This is a genomic window from Nostoc sp., from assembly GCF_036918015.1.
Taxonomy (GTDB): domain Bacteria; phylum Cyanobacteriota; class Cyanobacteriia; order Cyanobacteriales; family Nostocaceae; genus Nostoc.
In genome coordinates, this window is the sequence record NZ_JBALEO010000030.1 from 1 (window position 1) to 24864 (window position 24864).

Genomic DNA, 24864 nt, shown 5'->3' on the forward strand with positions numbered 1-24864 from the left:
GACTTTGATCTGCTGTTATCCCTTTTCCTACCAAGACCATATTTTCTCTCTTATGTCAATTTCTCTGTTAAGAAAGATGTTTATAATGGATAGCTCTAGCTGGGAGGGGTGTTGAAACAACAGAAAATGTTCTGCGAAAATAGTGATTATCTTAGATAATGCCAGCTTCCATAAAAGAAAAGATATTTTAGCTCGTATCAAGGCAGAAATGCCAAATATTATCCTGGAATTTCTACCACCTTATAGTCCAGATTATAATTTAATTGAATTGGTTTGGCATTCAGCAAAAGAATATATAGCTCATAGATTGTTCGAGTCAGTCTCACAGCTAGAAGAGTTGTTAAATAAATTGTTAAATGAAGGAGGTCTTATTATTAAATGGGAACGCAAAATTAAAAATAAAGGTAATGCTGTTTATTAAATTTAGCTGATCGTCGCCAACAAATTCTTTCTGAACAAGAAGCACTACGCTACATTCAGCAAATTGGTGAAGCTTTAATAGTTGTGCATGAAAATCGATTGATTCATCGAGATGTACATCCAGGAAACATCTTTTTGCGGGTGCGAGAAGGACAATCTGAAGCGGTGCTAATTGATTTTGGTTTAGCTCTGGATTTTGACCACATCTTAACCACAAATCGAACCAAGGAAACTTCTGAGGGATTTACACCCCCTGAGCTTTATGCTCAACATACTAAACCAACAGGGGCATATAGCGATATTTATTCTCTGGCGGCAACTCTTTATGTGCTTCTGACTGGAAAAACACCAGTGGATGCGTTTAAACGGAAGGTAGATAACGCTCCTTTAGTGGAACCGAAAAAACATAATTCTCAGATTAGCGATCGCACCAACCGCGCAATTCTAACAGGCATGAAGCTAGATTTTAACCAGCGTCCTCCATAAAACCAATCTGGTGCTTCTGCGCCTCGTTCTGGCGGATCTGTCAAACGCCAGTAAATACCTAAGTCCTGACCTATACAATATTGACCTTCAGGATGTAATTGTTTAAGGATAGGTGTAATTGAGTCAGTGAGTAAGATGCTTTGGGGATGCTCTTGCCAATTTTTCACAAATGTACCGTCTGACTCTGGTAGCTGCGTATGATCGGGGAAAGGAGTGAGGGCGGTGGATGGATCGGTTGCAGAGGTCATAAGTCTAGCCTCGCGCTGGGGTGAAGTTTATTTTTTAGTTTAGCTTGCTTAGTTAACCAAGTTTTACTCGCAGCTTGGTTTGTATAAAATGGAGATTGTAATCCTTTGAGGTAATTAAAAATTGGAGCAAAGCAAGTTGACGAGCTTCACTCCCGACTAATCTCAAAGTACACGCAGTAAGCTGGGAATGCTTTCGATCGCTGACAAATCCCGAATTTCTGCCAAAGCTTGCCTAAAATTGCCTTCCCGCACATCATGGGTAACAACCACAATCTCTGCAAGTTCCCCTTGAAAGCCTGTTTGGACAATTGACTCTAAGCTAACGCCATAGTTGCCAAAGCAAGTACCCAATTTACCGATAACTCCGGGTTGATCATTGGTGAGGAAACGGGCATAAAATCGAGTTATCAATTCTGCCATCGGCGCAATTTGGCAGTATTCCTGATGCCCACAAGCTAATAATGGATTTGTAACTGCTGTATTAGTTTTGAGGATAGCAACTAAATTCAAAATATCTGACGTGACAGCACTGGCGGTTGCACCAGCACCAGCACCGGGGCCAAAAAACATTACTTGCCCGATAGGTTCTCCTTCGACAAGAATGGCATTGTAAACGCCGTTGATGCTAGCCAAAGGGTGGGCTTGAGGCACTAAGGTAGGATGAACTCTTACGGAAAGGGGAGATGAGGGAATATCACGTTTAGCGATCGCTAACAATTTAATCACAAATCCCAATTTTTCGGCGTAGGCAATATCTGTTTTGCTCACTTGCCGAATCCCTTCAGTATAAACATCTTGGAGGTTGATGCGTCCACCGAAACCTAATGATGCCAGGATGGCAATTTTATCAGCTGCGTCTAAGCCATCCACATCAGCGGTGGGGTCAGCCTCAGCATAACCCAATCGCTGGGCATCAGCTAAGACATCATTAAAGTTGCTGCCTTCTGTTTGCATCCGTGTCAGGATGTAGTTTGTTGTACCGTTAACAATACCCGTTACAGTATGAATTCGGTTAACACTTAAAGATTGCTTTAGGGGTTGAATCACTGGAATACCACCACCCACAGCGGCTTCTAGCATGACGTATACGCCAGCTTGATTGGCAGTGGTGAAAATTTCTGCTCCGAAGCGGGCGATCGCTGCTTTATTAGCTGTGACTACATGCTTACCATTACTTAAAGCTTTGAGAATAAGCGATCGCGCCGGCTCTAGTCCACCCATCACCTCGACAACTATATCCACCGCTGGATCGTTGACAATTGATTCTAAATCTGTGGTTAAGACTTCCGTAGACAATTCTACTGCACGGGGTTTATCTAGCGATCGCACTCCCACCCGATAAATTTCTATCTCTTGCAACAATGGGTGACGCCCAGCGCTATCTTGCAACAACTGCACTGTTCCCGTTCCCACGGTGCCTAATCCCAGTATTCCTAGTTTCACACCCACAAATTTTGCACCCAATTTATTTTTTAGTGCTGAGTGCTGAGTGCTGAGTGCTGAGTAGTAACAAGTATTATTTAGTACTCTACTCTTCAGAACTGAGAACTCTTGCCTCAGCTATTTACAATATTCATAACAAAACAATTGTAGGGTGAGCATTGCCCACCCTACTAATTCATAACTTAGAACTCAGCACTCAGCACTTAATAAGTTTCTACTTCATAACTTAGAACTCAAAACTCAGCACTCAGCACTCAGCACTTAATAGGTTTCTACGTGCCAGCGATGAGCTTTCTTGAGTTGCTTCTGGTAATCACTCCAGGTTACGCCTTCCTTAGCAGCAGCAGTAGTTAATGCTGCATCAATACCTTCTTCCATACCTCGCAAACCGCAGATGTATGTGTGGGTTTTTTCATTTTTAATCAACTGCCACAATTCATCAGCATGTTCTGCTACGCGGTCTTGGATGTACATTCTACCGCCTTGGGGATTTTTTTGTTCGCGGCTAATGGCAGCAGTGAGGCGGAAGTTATCAGGATATTTTTGTTGAATTTCTTCCAGCTCTTCCTTATATAAAAGGTTTGGAGTTGTAGGCACGCCAAATATTAGCCAAGAGAATCCTTTAAATTGGTATTCTGGGTTAGCTGCTCTTTCTGCATCTTTAAACTGACGCCACAGATAAGCCCGCATGGGGGCAATACCCGTTCCAGTTGCCAACATGATGACATTAGCTTCGGGATCTTCGGGTAACAACATTTCCTTACCCACTGGCCCTGTAATTTTTACCTCTTCCCCTGGCTTGAGGAAACACAGGTGCGTAGAGCAAACACCGTAGACTGTTTCGCTAGTTTCTGGGTGCTTGTACTCCAATTGGCGGACGCACAGTGATACTGTCTTATCATCCACATCATCGCCATGACGAGTTGAGGCGATAGAATAGAGTCTAAGTTTTTCTGGCTTGCCGTTCTTGTCTAATCCTGGTGGAATAATCCCAATACTTTGACCTTCTATATACTTCAAATCCCCGGCGGAAATGTCAAATTTGAGGTGTTGAACAATACCAATCCCACCTTCTTTGACTAGCGGTTCATTAGATACTACCTTGCCAATGAACGGAGCATTGGGACGGTAAGTGTTAACAGGAACGTCACCGTGGTCTTTTTTGGCTTTCGCTTGAGTCATGGTGTTGCCTTTCTTGTCCTTGTTCTTGAGCTGTTCTTCAGCTGGTGGTTTAGCGAAACCTTTGGTTTCACTATGAGCATTTACAGGTGTGGCTTTACCATTTCCTTCACTGTTAGCAGTTTCCCCAGATGTAGCTAACTCGCTGACAACGCTTGTAGCACTCCCAAGTGAGGCTTTACCATTAACTGGCTCTAGCGCAGTTACGGGTTGGATGCTAACAATTGTGCCGCCTAGACGAGTGATACGTCGCATTTCTTGATTCATGCGGTTGTAAGGCACTCTGATGAACACACTGCCACTTTTCCGAATTGGGTAGTTAGTTTGATCGGTTTCTTCACTCTGACGCAAACCCACTACTTCATAAAGGAAGATGCGGCTACCTAATTCTGTGTTGGCAGCACCCTCAACAGCACCTTGATTGTACATTCGTTCTACCACTCCGATAATTTACTTAACCGTTTTTCAAAAAAAACTATTCCCATCCCATGCCAGCTTTAGTTTACCGGATTTTCGTTTCACAAAACTGGATAAAGAAGGAAAAACGGCATCATTAAATTAATGCCTTGCTAAGTACACTCACCAAAGACATGCAGGCATAGCAAAAAACACACCTGTTCACCTTCTAAGGTAAAGGATAAGTCTTGTGGAGAATGTTAATAATGAATCAATTTAATCTTTTTTTCCTTAACTACCACCCCCATCAGGGAGATAGCTTTTTACCTTAGTACCCTATGAGCAACTTACAATATCACAATAGTAGATATTTTCGGAGGGCTACTTTGATCGGTGGAAGCTACCGCTCAGTTTACCTCCAAAAGCTTCCCTTGTGCTTGCTTACTCCAGGGGTTTAAATTGGAGAATGCCAAGAAAGGAAGGTTTTCTTCCGATTGGTTTTACTTCTCCAAATCTACTACTCTTCTGGAATGTTGTTAGCTATCTTCATTACCTATCTATGGACAATTACATAACTAGGACAACTCCAGCCACAAATATCACGAGAAAGACAATCATAATTTAAGCAACTGTAATTAGTTTCACTTGATGTGAAAAATCTGTCAACCTTGCATCAGTACTTTGCCATAACGTCAACGCTTCTATATGAATGAGCATATTCATAAATTTACAGCCAAGAATTTGGGTAATGCAAGTTATTTCCTCATTCGTTGGATAGATTTTTGCTTTGAATATATTAAGTATTGTCGAGCAGAAATTACAATTTAGGAACATTAGAAAATTTGCGGCAATTTTGCGGCAATAATAAATTATACTTTATAGTCTTGATTCTATAGAGTCACAAGTAGCAAACTGATAAAGGTGCAACGCTGATGGCCAGTGCTGATCCCCATTTTTAAATTAACAACTAAATTAACAAAAAAATGATTGAGGAACCACGCTAATTCTTCTTGACAGCAATCTTGTATGGGATACCCCCTTCTGTTAAAATCAAATATATCACTAGGATTAAATACTTACCGGCACCAACATTCAGGCTAGTCCGACGAGTAGCAACTTAAAAGAGTAGGCAGGAGGCAAAGGGCAGATCGCGCAGCGTGTCGTAGACAAGGCAGGAGGAAAGAAGTATGAATGAATTTTTTTTTATTTCTAGGTCAAAAGCCCAGTTTAAAAATAAGAATTGTATTGAGCCAAAAGTGCCGCGAGATTCAAGGCATCTACAGCTTAAGTCCCACGCTTTTAAACGTGGGTTACTCCTGCCTCCTGCCTCCTGCCTCCTGATTACTTTGTTCCCTACCCGCTTGGTGTCTTATAGATGTGCTAGGTAGCAAGAACGCAGGATAAACCAAAGGGGTAAACTCCTGGCTTCGGAATCTGCTGTGTGAAAAATTATTGACACAACTTTAGTATTTTAGAGGAGATTTATGACAAGTAAGCCGGAACGCGTGGTACTGATTGGAGTAGCCGGAGACTCTGGTTGCGGTAAATCTACGTTTTTGCGTCGTTTGATAGATTTGTTTGGTGAAGATTTAATGACAGTCATCTGTTTGGATGACTATCACTCCTTGGATCGCAAACAGCGTAAAGAAACGGGGATAACGGCACTAGACCCTAGAGCAAACAATTTTGACCTGATGTATGAGCAAATTAAAGCGCTCAAAAGTGGTCAAGCTATTGATAAGCCGATTTACAACCACGAAACCGGCTTGATTGACCCGCCAGAGCGGGTAGAGCCGAATCACATTATAGTTGTTGAAGGGCTGCATCCTTTATATGATGAGCGGGTGCGATCGCTAATCGACTTCAGTGTTTATTTTGACATTAGTGATGAAGTCAAAATTGCCTGGAAAATCCAGCGAGATATGGCTGAACGCGGTCATCGCTACGAAGATGTCTTAGCGCAAATCAATTCCCGCAAACCTGACTTTGAAAAGTTTATCGAACCACAAAGAGAATTTGCCGATGTGGTTCTCCAGGTATTACCCACGAACTTGATCAAAAACGACACCGAACGTAGAGTCTTACGGGTACGTATGCTCCAGCGGGAAGGTAAGGAGGGCTTCGATCCAACCTACCTATTTGATGAAGGGTCAACAATTAATTGGACTCCCTGTGGACGTAAGCTGACCTGTTCTTACCCTGGTATGCAGTTGTACTACGGTTCAGATGTTTACTATGGCCGCTATGTCTCAGTATTAGAGGTCGATGGTCAATTTGACAACTTGGAAGAAGTAATTTACATCGAAACCCATCTCAGCAATACATCCACCAAATATCAGGGTGAATTGACTCACTTGTTACTCCAGCACCGCGAGTATCCAGGTTCCAATAATGGAACTGGTTTCTTCCAAGTGCTTACAGGTTTGAAGATGCGCGCTGCTTATGAGCGGTTGACAGCTACGGAAGCAAAGTTAGCGATTCAGGTTTAAAGCAGCAGTGTTTGTGTCAAAGCTTATGGGGGCGCTTCCGGGTACCCCCTTTTTTTTGTGTTATTAAATACATTTTAGCTACAAAATAATTAGCATACATTTATCTGACTTACGGATATTTACCTTATAGTTAGTGGTTTTTATCAATATCAAGAAGATACTAACGACTGAAGTATAAATATTGTTATGATTTCATAAATTAGTAGTTGAACTAAATACTCACATTTAGTTAACGAAAAAACTCTCGATGGAGGAATTTCCTTTGTCTCGTCGATATCTATTTACCTCTGAGTCAGTCACCGAAGGTCATCCAGATAAAATCTGCGATCAGATTTCTGATACTATTCTGGATGCCCTATTGACACAAGACCCTAGCAGTCGTGTCGCCGCTGAAGTCGTAGTTAATACTGGTTTGGTGCTAATCACTGGTGAAATAACCACCAAAGCTAACGTAAATTTCGTCAATCTCGCCCGCAAAAAAATTGCTGAAATTGGCTACACCAATGCCGATAATGGTTTTTCTGCTAACAGCACCAGCGTTTTGCTGGCTATAGACGAACAATCACCCGATATTGCCCAAGGCGTTAACACCGCCCAAGAAACCCGCGAACAAGATAGCGATGAACAATTTGACAAAATTGGCGCGGGCGATCAAGGTATAATGTTTGGCTTTGCCAGCAACGAAACACCAGAACTGATGCCCTTACCCATCAGTCTCGCCCACCGCATTGCTCGCCGATTGGCAGCAGTTCGTAAAACAGGTGAATTGTCATACCTGCGTCCTGACGGCAAAACCCAAGTAACTGTGGTCTATGAAGATGGACGACCAGTGGGTATTGACACTATCTTGATTTCCACCCAGCATACAGCCAGTATTGGGGAAATTACGGATGAGGCGGCGGTACAAGCCAAAATTAAACAAGACCTCTGGTCAGCAGTGGTCGAACCTGTTTTTGGCGACATTGACATTAAGCCTAATGAGGAAACACGCTTTTTAGTCAACCCCACTGGCAAATTTGTCGTTGGTGGTCCTCAAGGAGACTCTGGTCTGACAGGACGGAAAATAATCGTTGATACCTACGGTGGCTATTCACGACATGGTGGCGGCGCTTTTTCTGGCAAAGACCCCACGAAAGTAGACCGTTCTGCTGCTTATGCGGCTCGCTATGTAGCGAAAAATATTGTCGCCGCTGGGTTGGCAGAAAAAGTTGAAATCCAGCTATCTTATGCTATTGGTGTAGCACGACCAACAAGTATCTTAGTGGATACCTTTGGTACTGGCAAAGTGGATGAAGAAACCTTACTGGAATTAATCAACAAACACTTTGAACTCCGTCCAGCCGGGATTATCCATACCTTCAACTTACGGAACTTACCAAGTGAACGAGGCGGACGTTTTTATCAGGACGTCGCGGCTTACGGTCATTTTGGGCGGACTGATTTAGACTTGCCTTGGGAACAGACCGATAAAGCCGAATTGTTGAAGCAAGCAGCAAATGAGTCACTTTCGGCAGTAGTTGCTCAGGCAGTAACTTAGACTTATAGGCTACTACAAAAACTTAGTTTATCTACGTGAGGGTATTGGCAACTTAACAAGTTAGCAATACCCTCATTTTTTACTAGCCACCTGAATATCCAAAAGTAAAACTACTACTTTGTCAAGCTAAACGCCCCGACAGCAGATTCATCTGTTGCAAAGATTTTTGTCAATGGTATTACGGGTTGGTGATGGCTTTTGGTTGCAAAGATACAGATTGCCCATTAACTGACAATGCTGTGGCTTCTAAAATCTGTCCGTAACGATTGCGAGTGCCGAATCCTTTGGCTTGAATTGTGTTTCCGATGTTCGAGATGCTGGCTAGCTGTTCGCCTACATGGGGCGGGAATTTGATAATTGTGCCATTGGAAATAATAACGCCGTTAATTTCTCCTCGATGTCCCACCAACCAATTTTGAGCAGTTCCCTCCGCAGATAAGGTACTGTAGTTGTTTAAGTTGGGGGGTTGGGGGGCTGTTGTGGGAGGTTGTTCGACTAAAGTCTGTCCAGTTTGAGAATTGGTGATTTTTTTGGCTCTCACTTCCTGTCCGAAGCGAGTAGAAAAGCCAGGATTGCCAAAAATGCTCACTTTCGTGTTTGGGGTAATTATCCCCACTAAACTGTCCGCCATCTGGGGAGGAAATTTTACCTGTAGTCCGTTATTGAGTAATAGCCCATCCACCTTACCTTCAGCGTTGAGAAGATACTGTTTTACCTCTCCGGTGAAAGTGGTTCCGGCTGTGGGGGGTAATTCTCGTGGGGGTGCTGGGGGAATCTCTAGAGGATTAGGATTGGCTAAATTGGCACTTGGGAGATTAGCTTCTAGCGATCGCCCCTTTGGTGTAGCATTACTAGCAATAGTATTGTATGTCCAAAAACCGAAAAGTGCGATCGCTGCGCCGATGCCGCCACTAGTTAAAATTAACTTTAACCTGCGTTGGCGATCGCGATCTCGGATTTGCTTGGCTTGAATCTGCTGTATAGCTTGTTGAATCATCTCTGGCGGAATTTGTACTTCCGCCCCAGCTTGCATAATCTCTTCTAAAGAATAATCCTGATTTTCTTGGGCATACAACTGAGCCGCTAGAGCGAAAACATCGGGAGCAATTTCTTTCGGAATACGAACTTTGGAGTTATTCATCTGCTTTAACTGAATTTAATCGCTAACCATAACTGTAAGAGTGCAAAACTCGTGCCATAGATACAAGACACTCGCTAGTTAGTAAGGCAGGATGAAAAATGAGCGACTGGAATTTGGCATAGTTTTTGCGCTTCGTTGTAATCCACTCGGAACCCCACCCCGCCAAAGCTACGCTTTGTCTCCCCTCCCCGCTTGCGGGGAGGGGTTGGGGGTGGGGTCAACGGGTACTGCATCCAAACGAGAACCGCTATAGTTTTTGCACTTCTAGAAGTTCTAACCCTTATTCCATGCAACCTATTGTGTTACCTCAACGTTGGACACTGCGGCGACAGCTAACAATCCTCAGCATCCTTTTTTTAGGTTTAAGTGGAGCTGCTTTGTGGTTAGTGGTACAACTATTTCAAAGTCTGGAAGGTGCTGTTGTTGCCAGAAATCAGAGAGAATTAGCTTTTGCCAACACCAGACTAATTAAGCTGTTTTGGGAATCAAATCCTGGGCAAACACCAAAGCCAGGTAAGCCGTTGGCGGAACTTTCAAACGATGCCCTAACTGCTTTTCCAAGGGTAGAAGGGGGATTTTATCTGCTGCAACAAGACCAGCTTTTAGGCTATGCCTATCCTACCCACGGAGGCCCTGTCCCCAAAAAAGATATTCCTCCCGTTGAGCGAGACACAATTTTGCAATTGACTCGGAGAGCCACAAGCCAAGGTTTACCCCAGGAATTAGTATTGCATCCTGGTCTTGATATCTTGATAATGCGTGCCGATCCCCTACCTCTGTGGGGTGCGGTGTGGACGATGAAACGTATGCCTCATCTAGAAGATAGCAATCAAAACGTTTTAAGTGTTTTCGTAGTTTTAGGAATTTTAGTCGTGGGAGTTTGGACTTTTTATATTGCCTTACAACTTCAGTGGGGAGTGCAGCGACTCCAGCAAAGTATTAAGGCAATGGAAGAGGATAAAGCTTCGCTAATTCCTCCGCTACCCGCAGAAATGGGACTGTTGGGAACTGCAATTAATAGTATGCAATACCACCGCCAAGAGTTAGAGCAACGCCTGCACCGAGTTGAGCGCTTGGCTTCTCTGGGACAACTGGTAGCGGGGGTAGCTCATGAAGTCCGCAATCCTTTAGCTAGTATGCGCCTCAATTTGCAATATACAGAACGACAATTAAAAAAGCAGGGAATTACGACTTTACCGATCGCTAGTTTACTAGAGCAAGTAGACCGTTTAGAGATGCTGGTACGACGGCTATTGTATTTTGACCAAAATCAGCAAGAAGAAATGGTAATTACTTCCCTAGAAGCGATCGCTTTTGAATCAGTTTCTCTGTTGCGTCTCAAAGCCGAAGAACAGGGAGTAACGCTTTTTTATCGCTCTGCTGCTGAACCTTTGCCTCAAGTACCACTACGCCACCGAGAGTTAGGACAGGTGATGGTTAACTTAATCTTAAATGCCATCCAAGCTAGTCCACCGGAAAGTGAAGTAGAGGTTGGTGTAAGCCAAGAACAAGATTACTTAGTGATTTGGGTAAAAGACACTGGCGCAGGTTTAGCACCAGAAGAACGCGATCGCATTTTCGATCCTTTTTATTCCACAAAACCCCAAGGAACAGGTTTAGGTTTAGCCATTAGCCACGAGATTGTCACCCGACACGGAGGGCATATTGATTTGAAATCTCAACCGGGTTGCACCGTTTTTAGCGTTTACTTACCGAAGAATCACAACGATGGCTAAGATTTTGATTATTGATGACGAAAAAGCTTTGCGTCAAGCGATGGCGCAGATTTTAAAAGATGAAGGCCACGACGTTGTAGAGGCAGGAGACGGAGAACAAGGACTGAAGATGATTCAACAGGATATCACATCTCGTCCTGACTTGGTATTTCTGGATTTGAAAATGCCCAAAACTCAGGGTAGTGCTGTTTTAAAAGCTTTAGGTAGTAAGACTCTATTTGAACTGCCAGTCATTGTGATGACAGCTTATGGTACAAGTCGCACAGCCATTGAAGCTATGCAGTTGGGAGCTTATGATTACTTAACTAAACCCTTCGATTTAGAAGATTTAGTTAACTTAGCGCAAAAAGCTTTAGCTCATTCCCAAGCATCAGCCGAGCAAATTGGTGAAGCAAATATCCAAAATCTCGGACAGCCAGAAGAACTATTGGGGCGATCGCCTAAAATGGCGGAAGTTTTTAAACTCATTGGTAGACTTGCCCAAGGTAACACCACAGTTTTGATTGTCGGTGAATCAGGTACAGGCAAAGAGTTAGTCGCTTCCACACTACATAATGCTAGCCCTCGCAGTCGCGGCCCTTTGGTAAAAGTTAACTGTGCAGCCCTTCCAGAACATTTGTTAGAAGCAGAATTATTTGGTCACGAAAAAGGAGCCTTCACTGGAGCGAATCACTTGCGAATTGGTCGCTTTGAACAGGCTAATGGCGGTACAATTTTTCTCGATGAAGTCGGAGAATTGAGCCAGATAATTCAAGGAAAATTGTTGCGAGTATTACAAGATAAATCCTTCGAGCGCTTGGGTAGTAACCAAACCAAAACTGTAGATGTCCGCATTTTAGCTGCCACCAATCGGAATTTAGAGCAATTGGTACGCCTCAATCAGTTTCGAGAAGACCTTTACTATCGCTTTAATGTAGTACGAATTGAACTGCCACCTTTGCGCGATCGCCCCGAAGATTTAGAACAACTTACCCAACATTTTTTAAGTTCTATTGCCCTAAGAAATGGAATGAAAAATTTAGCAATCACCTCAACCGCCCTAAAAAAACTCAGAGATTACGCTTGGCCAGGAAATGTGCGAGAACTGCAAAATACTTTAGAGAGAGCAGCAGTTTTTTCTGGAGGAAGAACCATTCTTTCAGAGCATCTCATTTTTAATCAAGAATATCAGATGAATTTGAACTTAGAACAAGCGATCGCTCAGTTAGAAATAAACTTTATCCGCCATGCTTTAGCACTTTATCCCCAAGCACCCCACAAAGCATTAGGAATTTCCGTCGAAAGCTTTGAGCAAAAAAAGAAACAATGGAATTTATAGCACAATTAAGGCTTAACTCTTTATCAAAGTCAATTTTTTTAACGAACCGCAAAGGACGCAAAGAACGCAAAGAAACAAAGAAAGAAAGAAATGCCTAACTGAACTGGATTGATTTATAGTGATGATTTAACCTAACTCCTAACTCCTAACTCCTAACTCCTAACTCCTAACTCCTAACTAATGAATTCCTTAAATTCAGCATCTACACTAGAAACACACCTAGAAACTCAAACCGTTATTTACCCAACCCTACAGTATTTAGTTCGCTTCTTGCCGTGGGATGGAAAACGAGTATTCGACCATCTTCGAGAAGAATGTAAACATAATCCATTTATAGTAGAAAATTCTGATTTCCATAACAGCGAAGCACTTTTAGACGATATTCTACCTAATTGGTACAGTCCCATCGCCCAGGAATTAAGCTTAAGCGAACATCTTTTTGGACAAATATCAGCTTTATCAATCCCATCAAGACAACGTGAAGCCTTAACCTATCTAACTCAGTGGTTATCAAACTCCGGTTACTTAGAAGAAACTCCAGAAGTTTGGGCAGATGGTAGTATCTGGAGTGCAAAAGAATTAGAAGCTGTTGTGCCTATTCTCCAAAGTTTAGATCCACCTGGAATTGGTACACGAACCCTACAAGAATGTCTATTAGTACAACTCAAAGACCAGCCTGAAAGTCTAGCTTTTCTACTAGTTAAAAATTATTTAGAAGAAATAGCAAATTGTATTGGTAATACTTCAGAGTCAAAGCACAATTGTCAAGTACTATTACAAAAGCTGCACCAAAATATTGATGTTGACATTGAGAAAATCACCAATGCTATTTATGAGATTCAAGAATTAGAACCCCGTCCTGCCAGAAACTTCGGTGGTAGCGATGCTCCCATCGTCACCCCTGATTTAAAAGTTGAGCTAATAGCTGGAAGCTGGCAAATTTCTTTAGCTTATGAAGTCAAACAACGTTTTTGTTTAAATTCCGAAGCCATTAGGCTTTTGCAAGAATCACCAAAATCAAGGCGAGATACCCAACAGCTAGAAGCATTATTACAAAAAGCTAGAAATTTACTCACAGCTTTGCAACAATGGCAAGAAAATCTACTTAAAGTTGGTAAATTTTTAGTTGAGCGCCAGCAAGCTTTTTTGCAGAGTCGGGATAAATTAGACTTAGTATCTACCCCTCAGCAATTAGTAGCCCAATCCGTGGGACTTAGTAACTCTACAGTCAGCCGGATTGTGCGGGGACGGCATATATTAGTTTGCAATCAACACAGTCGGATAATTCCGTTGCATTCACTATGTGTTCCTGTAGGAGTAGGCGGACGTACTCCTCAACAAATCCAACAGATGCTATTACAGTTAATTGCAGAAGAATCACCCGCCAATCCTTATACTGATGAGCAATTAGCCCAGCTTTTGAAAATCCGATTTTGTCTGCCAATCACTCGCAGAACAGTTACAAAATACCGTAAAATTTCTGGGATAAAGTCATCACATCACCGCAAGTTGACTGATAAAAAGATGGGAAGCAAGAGCAGGAAGCAAGGAAGTCTCTTGAAATATCAAAGTTGAGCCTTTAAGCCTGGAAGTTGCACCTTTGAACCTGAACGTTGAGCCTTTGAACCTGAACGTTGAGCCTTTGAACCTGAACGTTGAGCCTTTGAACCTGAACGTTGCGGCTTTGAACCTGAACGTTGCGTCTTTTAGCCTGGAAGTTGCACCTTTGAACCTGAACGTTGCGGCTTTGAACCTGAACGTTGCGTCTTTTAGCCTCGAAGTTGCACCTTTGAGCTTGAACGTTGCACCTTTGAACCTGAACGTTGCGGCTTTGAACCTGAACGTTGCGCCTTTGAGCTTGAACCTTGCACCTTTGAGCTTGAACCTTGCGGCTTTGAGCCTGAAATTTTAAGTTTGATTGTTGACGAATGACTAATGACTAAGGCAATACGCTTGGATTGAGGAAAGAGACGCGATAAATCGCCGTCTCTACAATCGTCCTTTGTAAAGACGGCGATTTATCGCGTCTTTGCTTTGCAATTAGCGGCGTGTCATCAAAAAACCTTATCCGAACCGTATTGGAAGGAGAGAGTTTTTTCGCCGGTTTTTTGAGTATTTTTTTATTTGGAAGTCCCTAAATCCAAAAATAAGCCAGGATAAGAGTCACGACAGTTAGCGGTAGACCAAAACGCAGATGTTCCCAGAATGACAATTGATAACCAAGTTTTGCGACAGCCTCAGCAACAATTAAATTAGCAACTGAACCTAACAAAGTTAGATTACCTGCTAAGGTAGATCCTGCTGCTAATAGTAACCAGGTTCTTGTGTCTGGATGGGGAATTAAATGTTGTAGTAATAATACTGCTGGAACATTAGAAACTAAATTTGAAAGCAGAGCAGTAATTCCTAATATGCTCAAGGGAGTATAAACCAAACCGCTAAATAAATTCAATATTCCTAATTTTTCTACTCCAGCAGTCACAATAAATAGTCCAGAAAACATTACCAGTAAATCCCAATCCACTTTATTTAAAACTCGTTGCGGTTTGATTCGCCTAGTAATGAAGAGTAAACCAGCAGCTACAAATGTTGCTTGGGCTGGAGGTATCCCAATTAAGAATGCAATTAATAGTCCTGCCGTAATCAATAGGCTTTTAGTCAGCAATGGTTTAAATATGCGGTAACGCACGGGGGTTACACTCGGACAAGATTTAGTAGAACGGACATCAGGATAAAGCCACCACAATAACCCAATTTGGATCAACAAACTTACTAATGCGATGGGAGTCAATGCTTTCGCAAAATCGAGATAGCTGATACCAGAGAAGGAACCAATCAAAATATTTTGCGGATTACCACTTAAGGTAGCCACTGAACCCAAATTAGTTGCTCCTGCCAAGGCAAGTAAGTAAGGAATCGGATTGAGGTTCAAAGTTTGGGTTAAACCGAGAACCAAAGGAGTAAAAATTAGAGCGATAGTATCATTCAGAAAAAAAGCCGAGAGAATTCCACTGCCAAAAGTTAAAACAATTAGCAAACCCAAAGGGCTACGGGTAAAGTGTGTAACTGTATCAAGGGTTAGTTGGAAAAAACCAGCGTAAGCTAAATTTGTGCTGATTACCATCATGCCAAACAGGAAAATCAGCGTTTTATAGTCTATAGCTTGCCATGCTTCTTTGAGGTCTAACACCCCGAAAGCCATCAACAAAGATGCACCAACTAAAGCAATACTGGCTCGGTTCATCCGTAAACCAGGGAGATATCCTAAACCCAAACCTATATAAGTCAGCCCAATGATGATGTATCTGAAAACAATCATGATTTCGCTAGATTATTTTGAGGTGATGCCTTTCTATTAACTCCTGTTTTTGTTTCAGGTACACAGAACCAAAAAACTGCTAAAGCCACAACTGCGATCGCTGCTAAAATCAAAAAACCAACATTGTAACCAGCACTTTTAACCACAAATCCAGCTAACACGTTGCTCAAACCCGCACCAACACCAATGGCAGTGTTGAGCATCCCTTGGGTAACATTAAAGCGTCCCGTGCCTTTAGTCAAATCAGCTACCATCAACACCGAAAGCACTCCAAAAATCCCGCCTGCAATACCATCCAGAATTTGCACAGAAACGAGAAAATAGGGATTGTCCGAAAGTGTATACAGCACTCCTCGAATCGGTAAGACGGCAAAGCCCAGCAAAAATATGGGTTTTCGGGCTGTATGTGCGAAACGCCCAGCCAAGTTAGACACTGGAATCATCACTAACTGAGCCACAATGATACAAGCTGACATATAAACTGTGTCACTTGTCCCTTTACCCTGTGCCAATTCTTGACCAACTAGCGGTAACATAGCAGCATTGGCAAAGTGAAACAGAACTACTGCAACAGTAAAGAATAAGATTTTGCGATCGCTTAATAATTGCAATATGCCTTCATTGCGCTGCTGATGTTTTTCATTATCTTCCTCTTTGCTTTCTTCGCCCTCTTCACCATCTCCACGCGCTAATTCGTGGTCAATCTCTCTTTCACGAATCATCCTCACTGAAATAATACTGCCCACAGCCATAGCTGCAACCAGGAAAAATATTGCCTTGCGTGCAATAAAGTAACCCACTAAACCAGCGAGAGTTGCAGCTAGCAGATTACCTGTATGGTTAAATGTTTCATTACGACCTACCCGCCTATCTAATCTCTCATGTCCTACGAGTCCCAGAGTAATAGCAGTAATCGCAGGTGGGAAAATTGCAGCAGCAATCCCAATCATAATTTGAGAGCCGATGACAACAGGCAAATTGGGGAACAACCCCATAGCAATACAGCCGATAGAAACAAACACAGCCGCCAGTACAATCAACATCCGTTTTTGACGTAGCCTGTCAACCAATGCACCAGCTGGTGTTTGAGCAATAACTGTGGCAATTGCCGAAGCTGACATCGCCATGCCAATCTGAGCAGGGTTCCAATTTGCTGAAGCTTTCAGGTAAATGCTCAAATATGGCCCAACACCATCGCGCACATCTGCGAGAAACACATTTAAGTAATCAAGCGATCGCAAACTCTTCTGACTCGGTTTTCGCTGTTGTTGCATAAGTCTTTAGTGATATTTTGTCAGCTATGGAGGGGTCACAATACTCTTATGCAAAAATCGTGCCAAATCAATTGCATCTAGCGAAAAAACCCTCTTTGTGCTATGTACAACTTACGCAAGTAATAGCCGAAACCCTGATTTTCAGTTAGGGGCAGTAAAGTCCTTTAATGGGAATAGTAAAGATTTTCAGATTTTGATTGCACTTTTTTGTGTAGATATCAGCGCGATCGCAAAAATAAACCCCCTCTGCTTTTGCCATAGTAAAGTGATTACAATGCAGAGGGGTTTCATTTATTTTAATATTTTTGTGGAGGCAGGTTTTAAGGATAATTCTGGCAAAAACTAGTTTACTTGATTTAAAACCCGCCAAAACCTATGTTGAATTGATTTTAAGCTGTGTACTCAGTTGAGTCTATTTCCAATCGGGAATTTCAGCGTCTTCTCCCCCAATCCCGATTCCAGTGTTAAATATTTCCGCATCAGTAAGATTTAGATCGTTCATTGATGCTTGATACACATTAGAATCGTGAATCGTAGCACGAGTAAAATTTACTCCGTTGAGATTAACTTGCTTCAAATTGACATTGGTTACATAAGCAGATGTTAGGTTAGCACCTGCCAAGTTTGCACCAGTTAAGTCAGCACCTTCGAGGTTAGCTCCTACAAGGTTAGCTCCTTGGAGCTTCGAGCCTCTCAAGTCAGCACCAATTAAATGAGCGCCACTAAGGTTAGCTCCTGATAGTTCGCACTTAACACATTCCCCAGTTGAAAGCAGCTTTTGTAAATCCTGTGGATTCTCGGCTCTAACCGAGCTTCCGAAAAATAGGGGTGTTGCTAAGGCCATGGCCGCTAATAGCTGGAGTTTCATAAATTTTCCCCCTTAATAATCGAGTTGCGTCCGTTCTGTCCCTCACAGCTCTATTATCTCACTAAACTTCGGGAGGTCAATGTATCTTGTGACAATCTATCTTTTGACAAGTTAATTGCGATCTGAAACACAGAGAAAAGTGATGTCAAAAATGCCATTAATTTCGCTTTTTTGGCGATTTTTACCAAAAATTACGGAAAAAATGCCAGTATTAAATCACTATTAAATCTTATTAAAAGTAAAAACTGGTGCTACTTGCTATAGCTAGTTATAGAAGTATTTATACTTATCAATTGATGGTTTATATTAAGTCCTCTTAAGTCTTCAGAAATTCTCGCATATACTGATTAACCAATTCCGGCCGTTCTTGCTGCACCCAATGGCCACAATTAGGAATGTATTTGATTTGCAAATTCCTGACATAAGCTGCGGTGTCGTAGGTTAGTTCCTTGCCAAGTGCAGTGTCATTTTCTCCCCAAATCATCAGTGTTGGCACTTCCAGAATGCCCCAATTTGGATTTAGCATTTTCTGCTGAAAAACATTGCGGTAGTAGTTCAACATTGCTGTGAGAGCACCTCGTTTTGCAGCAGCATCTTTATATGCGTCAATATCCGCTTTAGTGAAAGCACTTTTGTTAACTGCTGTACCTTTAAAAATTGTTTCAATTGCTTGGTAGTCTGAAAATTGTAAGAAGAATTCTGGTATCCAAGGTAGTTGAAAGAGGAAAATATAGTAACTTCGCTGCAACTGTTGGGGAGTACGTAAGCCTTGGGCAAATTTGGCAGGATGAGGTAGGTTAAGAATAATTAATCGCTCTACCATTTCGGGATAAGTGTATGCAAAAGCCCAAGCGATCGCACCACCCCAATCATGTCCAACTAATACACATTTTTGGTATCCTAATCCTTTAATTACTCCCTCAACATCTTTGATAAACTCATCCATTACATAAGCTGATTGATCATTTGGTTTATCACTATCGTTGTAGCCACGCAAGTCAAGAGCGACGACTTTAAAATCTTGGGCAAATTCTGGTATTTGATGCCGCCAAGAGTACCAAAACTCAGGAAACCCATGCAACATCAACATTAAGGGGCCTTCACCTTGGGTAACGTAATGTAGTTTTACCCCATTGGTAGTTATATATTCGTGTTTCCAAGACATTTCTATTAAAGACATAATTAGTCCAGACTTAGCATTAAAAAACACAAAATAATAATGTACTTAGCAACTGTAATATTATTTTGATCGGCCACACATCTATTGAAAGACATTATTCCGATAGTAATTTTTTGCAAAAACATTAGACAATTTGCCTTGGGGTAGATGTGAATCGTCGGTAAATTTTGGTAAAAGGTAGATATAATAATTTTCTCCAACTACCATGACACAACAGTTGACAAACCATGCTTCATTGTGGGTTGAGCGACTGGGACGATTTGGCTATGTTTCCAAGGGAGTAGTTTACGGTATAGTTGGACTACTGGCAGCACAGGCGGCTCTTGGCATGGGCGGCAAAACAACTGATACCCAAGGCGCTCTCCAAACAATCGTTAACCAGCCATTTGGTCAATTTTTGCTGGCTTTAGTTGCAATCGGCTTGATTGGATACGTAATCTGGCGTTTTGTACAGGCAATTAAAGACCCAGAAAACAAAGGTAATGATGCCAAAGGTTTGGCAGTGCGAATTGGTTACGCAGTTAATGGGTTGATTTATGCAAGTTTAGCCTTAAGTGCTGTGCAAATCGTTATGGGTACAGGTAGCGGTAAAAATAGTAGTGATTCTACTGAAGATTCAACAGCACGTTTGCTTTCTCAACCCTTTGGTGAATGGTTAGTTGGAACTGTGGGGGCGTTTGTAATTGCTCTAGGTTTCTATCAGTTTTATCAAGCTTTTAGTGGCAAATTTCGTAAAGAACTCAATTTAACTGAATTAAGCAACACAGAAGCTCAATGGGTAATGAGGATTTCCAGATTTGGTTTAGCGGCACGGGGTATAGTATTTTGTATTATCGGTTGGTTTTTAATTGAAGCTGCAAGGCAATCGGACGCCGCTACCGCAGAAGGTTTGGATGAAGTATTACAGACGCTAGCCCAACAGCCTAACGGAGCATGGCTTTTGGGTATTGTGGCACTAGGTTTAGTTGCCTATGGGATTTACACAATAATACAGGCGCGGTATCGTCGGCTAGTCAATGTTTAGATAGTGCAGTGCCGAGAATTTCAATTTATAGAAATGGCAATAATAGAAACCCGTGGTATTTGGCTGACTACTACTGATAGTAAAGTTCTCAGATCGAAGGAACGCATTGCCGAGGCGATGGATTTCCTGGCCGAGACAGGATTTAATGTGGTGTTTCCCGTTGTTTGGAACAAGGCAGTAACTTTATATCCTAGCCAAATAATGCAGCAGACTTTTGGAGTCGAAATTGACCCTATGTCTTTAGGCCGTGACCCCTTAGAAGAGGTGGTAGTTGAGGCGCGGCGAGTTGGGTTAAAAGTTATTCCTTGGTTTGAATATGGTTTTGCCAGTTCCTACAATTTGAATGGTGGTGTACTTTTACAGAAAAAACCGGAATGGGCTGCGCGCGATCGCAACGGCAACTTACTGAAGAAAAACGGCTTTGAGTGGTTGAATGCCCTCGATGCACAGGTGCAAGAATTCTTGTTGAGCTTGGTGCTGGAAGTTGTAAAGAATTATGATGTGGATGGTGTTCAAGGAGACGATCGCTTGCCAGCATTACCCTCTGAAGGTGGCTACGATCGGGGAACTGTCACCCGCTATCGCCAGGAATTCGATCGCAATCCGCCACAGAACGCTAAGGATAAACAATGGTTACAGTGGCGTGCAGATATTCTTACTGAGTTTTTGGCGCGTCTCTACCGGGAGGTGAAAGTGGTAAATCCTAATTTATTAGTAGCGATCGCACCTAATATCTATAATTGGGCATTCCAGGAATATCTGCAAGATTCACCCGCATGGCTAAAGCGGGGAATAGTTGATATGATTCAGCCGCAGATTTATCGCCGTGACTTTAGGAGTTACGCTGCGATCGCTGATAAACTGGTAAACCAGCAGTTCACAAATGCGACACTGCCCAAGTTAGCACCAGCAATACTTATGAAGCTTGGGTCTTACTGTATTAGTCCAGAATATCTGGTGCAGGCAATTGAATACAATCGTCAACTTGGCATTCAAGGAGAGGTATTCTTTTTTTACGAAGGTTTGCGCGAGAATAACAATACTCTTGCTAAAGTTTTGCGCAATGGGCCTTATGCTAAGTCTGCATCATTTCCCACTCTGTCAGATTTAAATGCAGCTAGTGTGAGTAACAAGAAGACATCTTCTATTTGGTCAGGAGTGGAAAATTTGTTAAAAAAGATTTTTTAAGGGAAAAGGTGCGTGGAATATCAATTGCCAGTGGAACGAGTAATTAAGACTTTAAAAGAGGATTTACCAAAACTTTTTGAAAAAGATATCTCATATCACATCTATACACAGGATATCTATTTTAAAGATCCGGTGAATACATTCAAATACAAATTTAATTATCGGATTATATTTTGGACTTTACGATTTCACGCTCGGCTATTTTTTACCCAAATTCACTTTGATGTACATGAGGTTTATCAGTCAGCCGAAGACACGATTTTAGCAAAGTGGACGGTGCGGGGAGTGTTGCGCGTTCCCTGGAAAGCAGGGTTGCTTTTTAATGGCTATTCAACATATAAACTCAATCAAGATAATTTGATATATGAGCATATCGACACCTGGGATAGAAAGCCAGGGGAGATTTTACGGCAGTTTTGGCAAAGGGAAAAAGGAGGTACAGCTTAATCCAACCTCGATAAAGCTGTACTTTATCTCCCCCCCCTATATCTTCCTATATCTCTATAGGTATACCTGAAAACTTGCTCAATTAAAAAATAAAAATTATCTAATCAAATGACTTTTTTACTACAGCGATAATTTATTTATGTGATTGTTACTTTATTAGTAATGGCTAGCCTGACTTACAGTATTCTCGGAGCATATATTAGTAGTATTTTCAAAGGTTAAGGGGTGAATTCTACCTTTTACCCTTAACCTAAAAGTATTGAAATGGAGCCAAAAAATTATTTTTGAGACCTATTACGAACCTTGCAAAAGCTCATTAATTGAACTTATGCTTTGTTTGATTTGCTCTGTCAGAGAAGTTCTTAATAAGTCAAGGTTTACGGCAGAAAAATTGAGTAATCCCAAAGCATATAATAGGCTCGAAATCCCAAGAAGTAAAGCAAGAAATCTCCCAAAACAACCGGGATTGATTTCAATAAAAGCTAATTTAGATTGCCCGATTACAGCAATCGTTATAAAAACAATTCCTGCTATTAAAAAGGTGCTATTTGAAGTTAAATCTGTCATTTTTCGATTAAGATGCCTCAGCATTTTTATTGTAGCTATTATTAGTTAAAATTTCTGCCCTTGCTACATGCAAAAACATAAAAATTTTGCAACTCAACATCCACCCATCCTAACTTAATGAAGCTCTGGCTATTGCAGTATCGGTGTTGGAAGTCATCGTGTGATATAATCTAGGAAGAGCTATTTTGATTTTAAAACTTATTAAGCGACAAATAACGTTCATTGTCTCAAGTGTGTATAAATTGTTCTGTTTAGCTCAGATACTGAAATAAAACCCAGATTCTGCAAGAAGCGAACTAACTGATATGTCTCTGAATAGAAATCAGATATTGTTAAGTTGCAGCTGATTTAAACCTCAATTTTGCTGAAAGTATTCTGTGGTAAAACTTTCAGCATCAAAAAGCCAAAATGTTATCACTCGTGTACTAGACGTTAATTTAATTTATATATTAAACTACACTAAAACGATAGGAATAGTGGGTTTTTATGGAAAGCGTCCAAAACGTTAGTCAAGAGTTGAATGTAACAGGAGATACAGCAATAGATCAGTTACAACAGTCTACTCCAGTAGAATTCAAAAAAGACATTTTCAAAAAACTCAGGGGTGGATTTTTTCTGGTACTGGGATATTTGTTGTCACCACTATGTTGGTGGAATGACCTACTATTTAATTTGCCCATAGCTTATGGTTTTGGGTATGCATGTAGTTTACTTTCCCCAAAATTACTTCTACCTTGCTCAATTATCGGATACTGGCTCTCTAATATTGTGGGAATTCTCTTGATGCAATTCGGTTCTAAGGACATTTTTCAAAAAGAACCTCAAGAGCATAACCTCAAAAAAGAATTGTTCACAGGTCTAATTTCTTCAACAGTTTATACCCTGTTGATTATGCTATTGATCCAGTTGAAGATTCTTGATTCTCCCATTTTATTCTCCAACAGTTAATTTAGTTTATCACTTTTCTACAAAGGAATCGATAGTATGGGCGCACCTCTATACGTCCATACTATTTCAAAAAATCGGGGTTTTGAGTCTCTGGATGGAGAGTAAATCAGCGAACAAGAAGATCAATTCTCATCAAATTTTAAAAATTCACTTAAATTCAACAATTTTGGAGCCTCTTTACTTACAATTAATGGCAACTTACCATTCCATTTTTCTATTGCTTGCCTTTGCAGAATTTCTGGAGTTAAACCATCACGTAATAATCTGTGCGTCTCAGCCTCTCCTTTGGCTAAATTCACTTTTGCTTCAGCCTCTTTTGTTGCTTTCAATGCGATAAATTCTGCTCGTTTTGCTTCTTGTTCAGCAATCTGCTTCGCCTCCACCGCCTCACCAAATCGTTCTGAAAAATGGACATGAACTAGAGAAATATCATCAACTGCAACGTGATAGCTACCCAATCTTGTGGACAAGGCATCATCTACTCCACTTTTGACTTCTCCTCGTTTAGTAATAATTTCTTCAGCAGTATACTTTGCTATTACAGCTTTGAGTACTTCTTCAACTGCTGGGTTAATAATCCGAATAACTACATTTTGTTCATCTCCAATTTCCTGAAAAATGACATTTGCTTCCTGTGGAATAATATGCCAATTGAGAGCTACATCAGCGAAAACATTTTGTAAATCTTTGGAAGAAGCCTCAGCAGAAATTTCCTGTTTTTGGACTCTAATACTCAACTTTTTTACAGTATTGACTACAGGAATAATTAAGTGAAGTCCTTCTCCTAATATCTGGTTTTGTACTTCGCCAAATTTCATTAATACACCACGTTCTCCTGCATTTACAATCACACAAGGCGTGAGGAAGAGAGTTATCAAAAACAAAAGAGCGGTCAGTTTACCGGCACTGTTAAAACTTGTAATTTTTATCATCTGTGTGAACCATGTATGCATCTTGCATAGAGACACATATTTAGGAGTTATGGGCTTCTTCCCGTCATGATTTTAGCTCGACTTGATCCAAAATTAAGAACATTCTCGACTCAATAGCAACTGCCCATTATTCAGCCGATATACACCAGTAGGTTCGATAATCCGATCGCCTTTCTTCCAGGGACGGTATGTAGTTTCGACACCTCTCACCTCACCAGTTGTGTAGTTAGAAACCAAAACCCCAGGACGATTAGTAGTCAAAGCACCAGAACCTGTGATGGTAAAAGATTTTTCTTGTCGCTTGGTGCTAATTGTCAACAAAGTTGCTGCTTGGGGATTTGTTGCACTAAAAACACCTTGATTGCCAAACTGTACCCTACCAACTGTACCCTACCCCATTTGCAGTTGTCCGCACAAACGAAGCCTGCACATCTAAACTTGCATTCTTTCCAAACACAACCCCATTGGGATTTATCAAAAATACATTAGGATTAGAACTAGCAAATGTACTTTTATAGTTCGCCAAACTTACGATAAACTGTTAATGTGATCGCTCTACAAAAATCAATTTAAATATAGGAATTAGGAATATAGTTATTAAATGCATAGTTTTTTTGTCACACAACCATAACAAAAAGCCCCAGACTGTGAAGCGTGGGGCTTTTGTATGAATTATAAAACCTGGCATCGAGCTATTTTTGCGTAGGGCTACCCCTAAACTATC

The 24864-nt window shown here is 41.4% G+C and carries 20 protein-coding genes and 3 pseudogenes; 12 read left to right on the plus strand and 11 right to left on the minus strand.

What is annotated here, in order from left to right; translation table 11 throughout:
* Window positions 1–121: 121 nt before the first annotated feature.
* Both V7K61_RS06935 and V7K61_RS06940 read left to right on the plus strand, forming a co-directional pair.
* A pseudogene (locus V7K61_RS06935) lies at window positions 122–421 on the plus strand (transposase); the annotation flags it as partial.
* A gap of 23 nt (window positions 422–444) precedes the next feature.
* A complete protein-coding gene (locus tag V7K61_RS06940) occupies window positions 445–906 on the plus strand; it encodes a serine/threonine protein kinase (protein ID WP_335052181.1) in 462 nt (153 codons plus the stop codon).
* On the opposite strand, the pseudogene V7K61_RS06945 reads toward V7K61_RS06940, so the two are convergent.
* The 3 genes and pseudogenes from V7K61_RS06945 to petH form a co-directional block, all read right to left on the minus strand.
* A pseudogene (locus tag V7K61_RS06945) lies at window positions 903–1154 on the minus strand (Uma2 family endonuclease); the annotation flags it as partial. The gene V7K61_RS06940 and the pseudogene V7K61_RS06945 overlap by 4 nt on opposite strands.
* 162 nt (window positions 1155–1316) lie before the next feature.
* Window positions 1317–2603: a homoserine dehydrogenase gene (locus V7K61_RS06950; RefSeq protein ID WP_335052183.1), complete on the minus strand. Its 1287-nt coding sequence runs from the start codon at window positions 2601–2603 to the stop codon at window positions 1317–1319.
* A 255-nt stretch (window positions 2604–2858) separates the two neighbouring features.
* The gene (gene petH / locus V7K61_RS06955; protein WP_335052149.1) at window positions 2859–4205 is read right to left on the minus strand and encodes a ferredoxin--NADP reductase; all 1347 of its coding nucleotides are present in this window, start codon (window positions 4203–4205) and stop codon (window positions 2859–2861) included.
* A 1451-nt stretch (window positions 4206–5656) separates the two neighbouring features.
* On the opposite strand from petH, the gene V7K61_RS06960 reads away from it, so the two are divergent.
* On the plus strand, window positions 5657–6661 hold the full coding sequence (locus V7K61_RS06960; RefSeq protein ID WP_289796420.1) for a phosphoribulokinase: 1005 nt from the start codon (window positions 5657–5659) through the stop codon (window positions 6659–6661).
* Between the two features lie 262 nt (window positions 6662–6923).
* A complete protein-coding gene (gene metK, locus V7K61_RS06965; RefSeq protein WP_335052185.1) occupies window positions 6924–8198 on the plus strand; it encodes a methionine adenosyltransferase in 1275 nt (424 codons plus the stop codon).
* Between the two features lie 178 nt (window positions 8199–8376).
* On the opposite strand, the gene V7K61_RS06970 is transcribed toward metK, so the two are convergent.
* Entirely contained in the window at window positions 8377–9339 is a 963-nt protein-coding gene (locus tag V7K61_RS06970) for a hypothetical protein (RefSeq protein WP_335052153.1), read from the minus strand.
* A gap of 287 nt (window positions 9340–9626) precedes the next feature.
* Between V7K61_RS06970 and V7K61_RS06975 the strand changes: the two genes are divergently transcribed.
* From V7K61_RS06975 to V7K61_RS06990, 4 genes are all read left to right on the plus strand, one after another.
* Complete coding sequence (locus tag V7K61_RS06975) at window positions 9627–11075, plus strand: sensor histidine kinase (RefSeq protein WP_335052155.1); 1449 nt, start codon at window positions 9627–9629, stop codon at window positions 11073–11075.
* Complete coding sequence (locus V7K61_RS06980) at window positions 11068–12393, plus strand: sigma-54-dependent transcriptional regulator (RefSeq protein ID WP_335052157.1); 1326 nt, start codon at window positions 11068–11070, stop codon at window positions 12391–12393. The genes V7K61_RS06975 and V7K61_RS06980 overlap by 8 nt, the downstream gene beginning before the upstream one ends.
* A 180-nt stretch (window positions 12394–12573) precedes the next feature.
* On the plus strand, window positions 12574–13968 hold the full coding sequence (locus tag V7K61_RS06985; protein WP_335052159.1) for an RNA polymerase factor sigma-54: 1395 nt from the start codon (window positions 12574–12576) through the stop codon (window positions 13966–13968).
* Window positions 13969–13993: 25 nt separating this feature from the next.
* Entirely contained in the window at window positions 13994–14305 is a 312-nt protein-coding gene (locus tag V7K61_RS06990; RefSeq protein WP_335052161.1) for a hypothetical protein, read from the plus strand.
* A 222-nt stretch (window positions 14306–14527) separates the two neighbouring features.
* Here the strand turns inward: V7K61_RS06990 and V7K61_RS06995 are convergent, their stop codons facing one another.
* From V7K61_RS06995 to V7K61_RS07010, 4 genes are all read right to left on the minus strand, one after another.
* Entirely contained in the window at window positions 14528–15712 is a 1185-nt protein-coding gene (locus V7K61_RS06995; protein ID WP_335052163.1) for an anion transporter, read from the minus strand.
* Window positions 15709–16986 (minus strand): MFS transporter, encoded by a 1278-nt coding sequence (locus V7K61_RS07000; RefSeq protein ID WP_335052165.1) that lies wholly within the window; start codon window positions 16984–16986, stop codon window positions 15709–15711. Before V7K61_RS07000 ends, V7K61_RS06995 begins: the two co-directional genes overlap by 4 nt.
* A 412-nt stretch (window positions 16987–17398) precedes the next feature.
* Complete coding sequence (locus tag V7K61_RS07005) at window positions 17399–17854, minus strand: pentapeptide repeat-containing protein (protein ID WP_335052167.1); 456 nt, start codon at window positions 17852–17854, stop codon at window positions 17399–17401.
* A gap of 316 nt (window positions 17855–18170) precedes the next feature.
* Window positions 18171–19034: an alpha/beta fold hydrolase gene (locus V7K61_RS07010; RefSeq protein WP_335052170.1), complete on the minus strand. Its 864-nt coding sequence runs from the start codon at window positions 19032–19034 to the stop codon at window positions 18171–18173.
* A 205-nt stretch (window positions 19035–19239) separates the two neighbouring features.
* On the opposite strand from V7K61_RS07010, the gene V7K61_RS07015 reads away from it, so the two are divergent.
* From V7K61_RS07015 to V7K61_RS07025, 3 genes are read left to right on the plus strand one after another with little or no spacing between them, the layout of a single operon-like run.
* Window positions 19240–20058: a DUF1206 domain-containing protein gene (locus V7K61_RS07015; protein WP_335052172.1), complete on the plus strand. Its 819-nt coding sequence runs from the start codon at window positions 19240–19242 to the stop codon at window positions 20056–20058.
* A 33-nt stretch (window positions 20059–20091) separates the two neighbouring features.
* Window positions 20092–21246 carry a glycoside hydrolase family 10 protein gene (locus V7K61_RS07020; protein ID WP_335052174.1) on the plus strand — a complete coding sequence of 385 codons (1155 nt, stop codon included), beginning with the start codon at window positions 20092–20094 and terminating at the stop codon, window positions 21244–21246.
* 12 nt (window positions 21247–21258) lie between these two features.
* Window positions 21259–21693 carry a DUF2358 domain-containing protein gene (locus V7K61_RS07025; protein WP_335052176.1) on the plus strand — a complete coding sequence of 145 codons (435 nt, stop codon included), beginning with the start codon at window positions 21259–21261 and terminating at the stop codon, window positions 21691–21693.
* A gap of 294 nt (window positions 21694–21987) precedes the next feature.
* Here V7K61_RS07025 and V7K61_RS07030 read toward each other — a convergent pair whose 3' ends face one another.
* Window positions 21988–22260, minus strand: a complete 273-nt coding sequence (locus tag V7K61_RS07030) for a hypothetical protein (RefSeq protein WP_335052178.1) — start codon at window positions 22258–22260, stop codon at window positions 21988–21990.
* Between the two features lie 486 nt (window positions 22261–22746).
* Here V7K61_RS07030 and V7K61_RS07035 point away from each other — a divergent pair, with 486 nt between their 5' ends.
* Window positions 22747–23208 (plus strand): hypothetical protein, encoded by a 462-nt coding sequence (locus tag V7K61_RS07035; RefSeq protein ID WP_334844904.1) that lies wholly within the window; start codon window positions 22747–22749, stop codon window positions 23206–23208.
* Window positions 23209–23330: 122 nt separating this feature from the next.
* Here V7K61_RS07035 and V7K61_RS07040 read toward each other — a convergent pair whose 3' ends face one another.
* Together V7K61_RS07040 and V7K61_RS07045 are read right to left on the minus strand one after the other, a co-directional pair.
* Complete coding sequence (locus V7K61_RS07040; RefSeq protein ID WP_335052180.1) at window positions 23331–24140, minus strand: prohibitin family protein; 810 nt, start codon at window positions 24138–24140, stop codon at window positions 23331–23333.
* 93 nt (window positions 24141–24233) lie between these two features.
* Window positions 24234–24633: pseudogene (locus V7K61_RS07045) on the minus strand (two-partner secretion domain-containing protein); the annotation flags it as partial.
* Window positions 24634–24864: the final 231 nt, after the last annotated feature.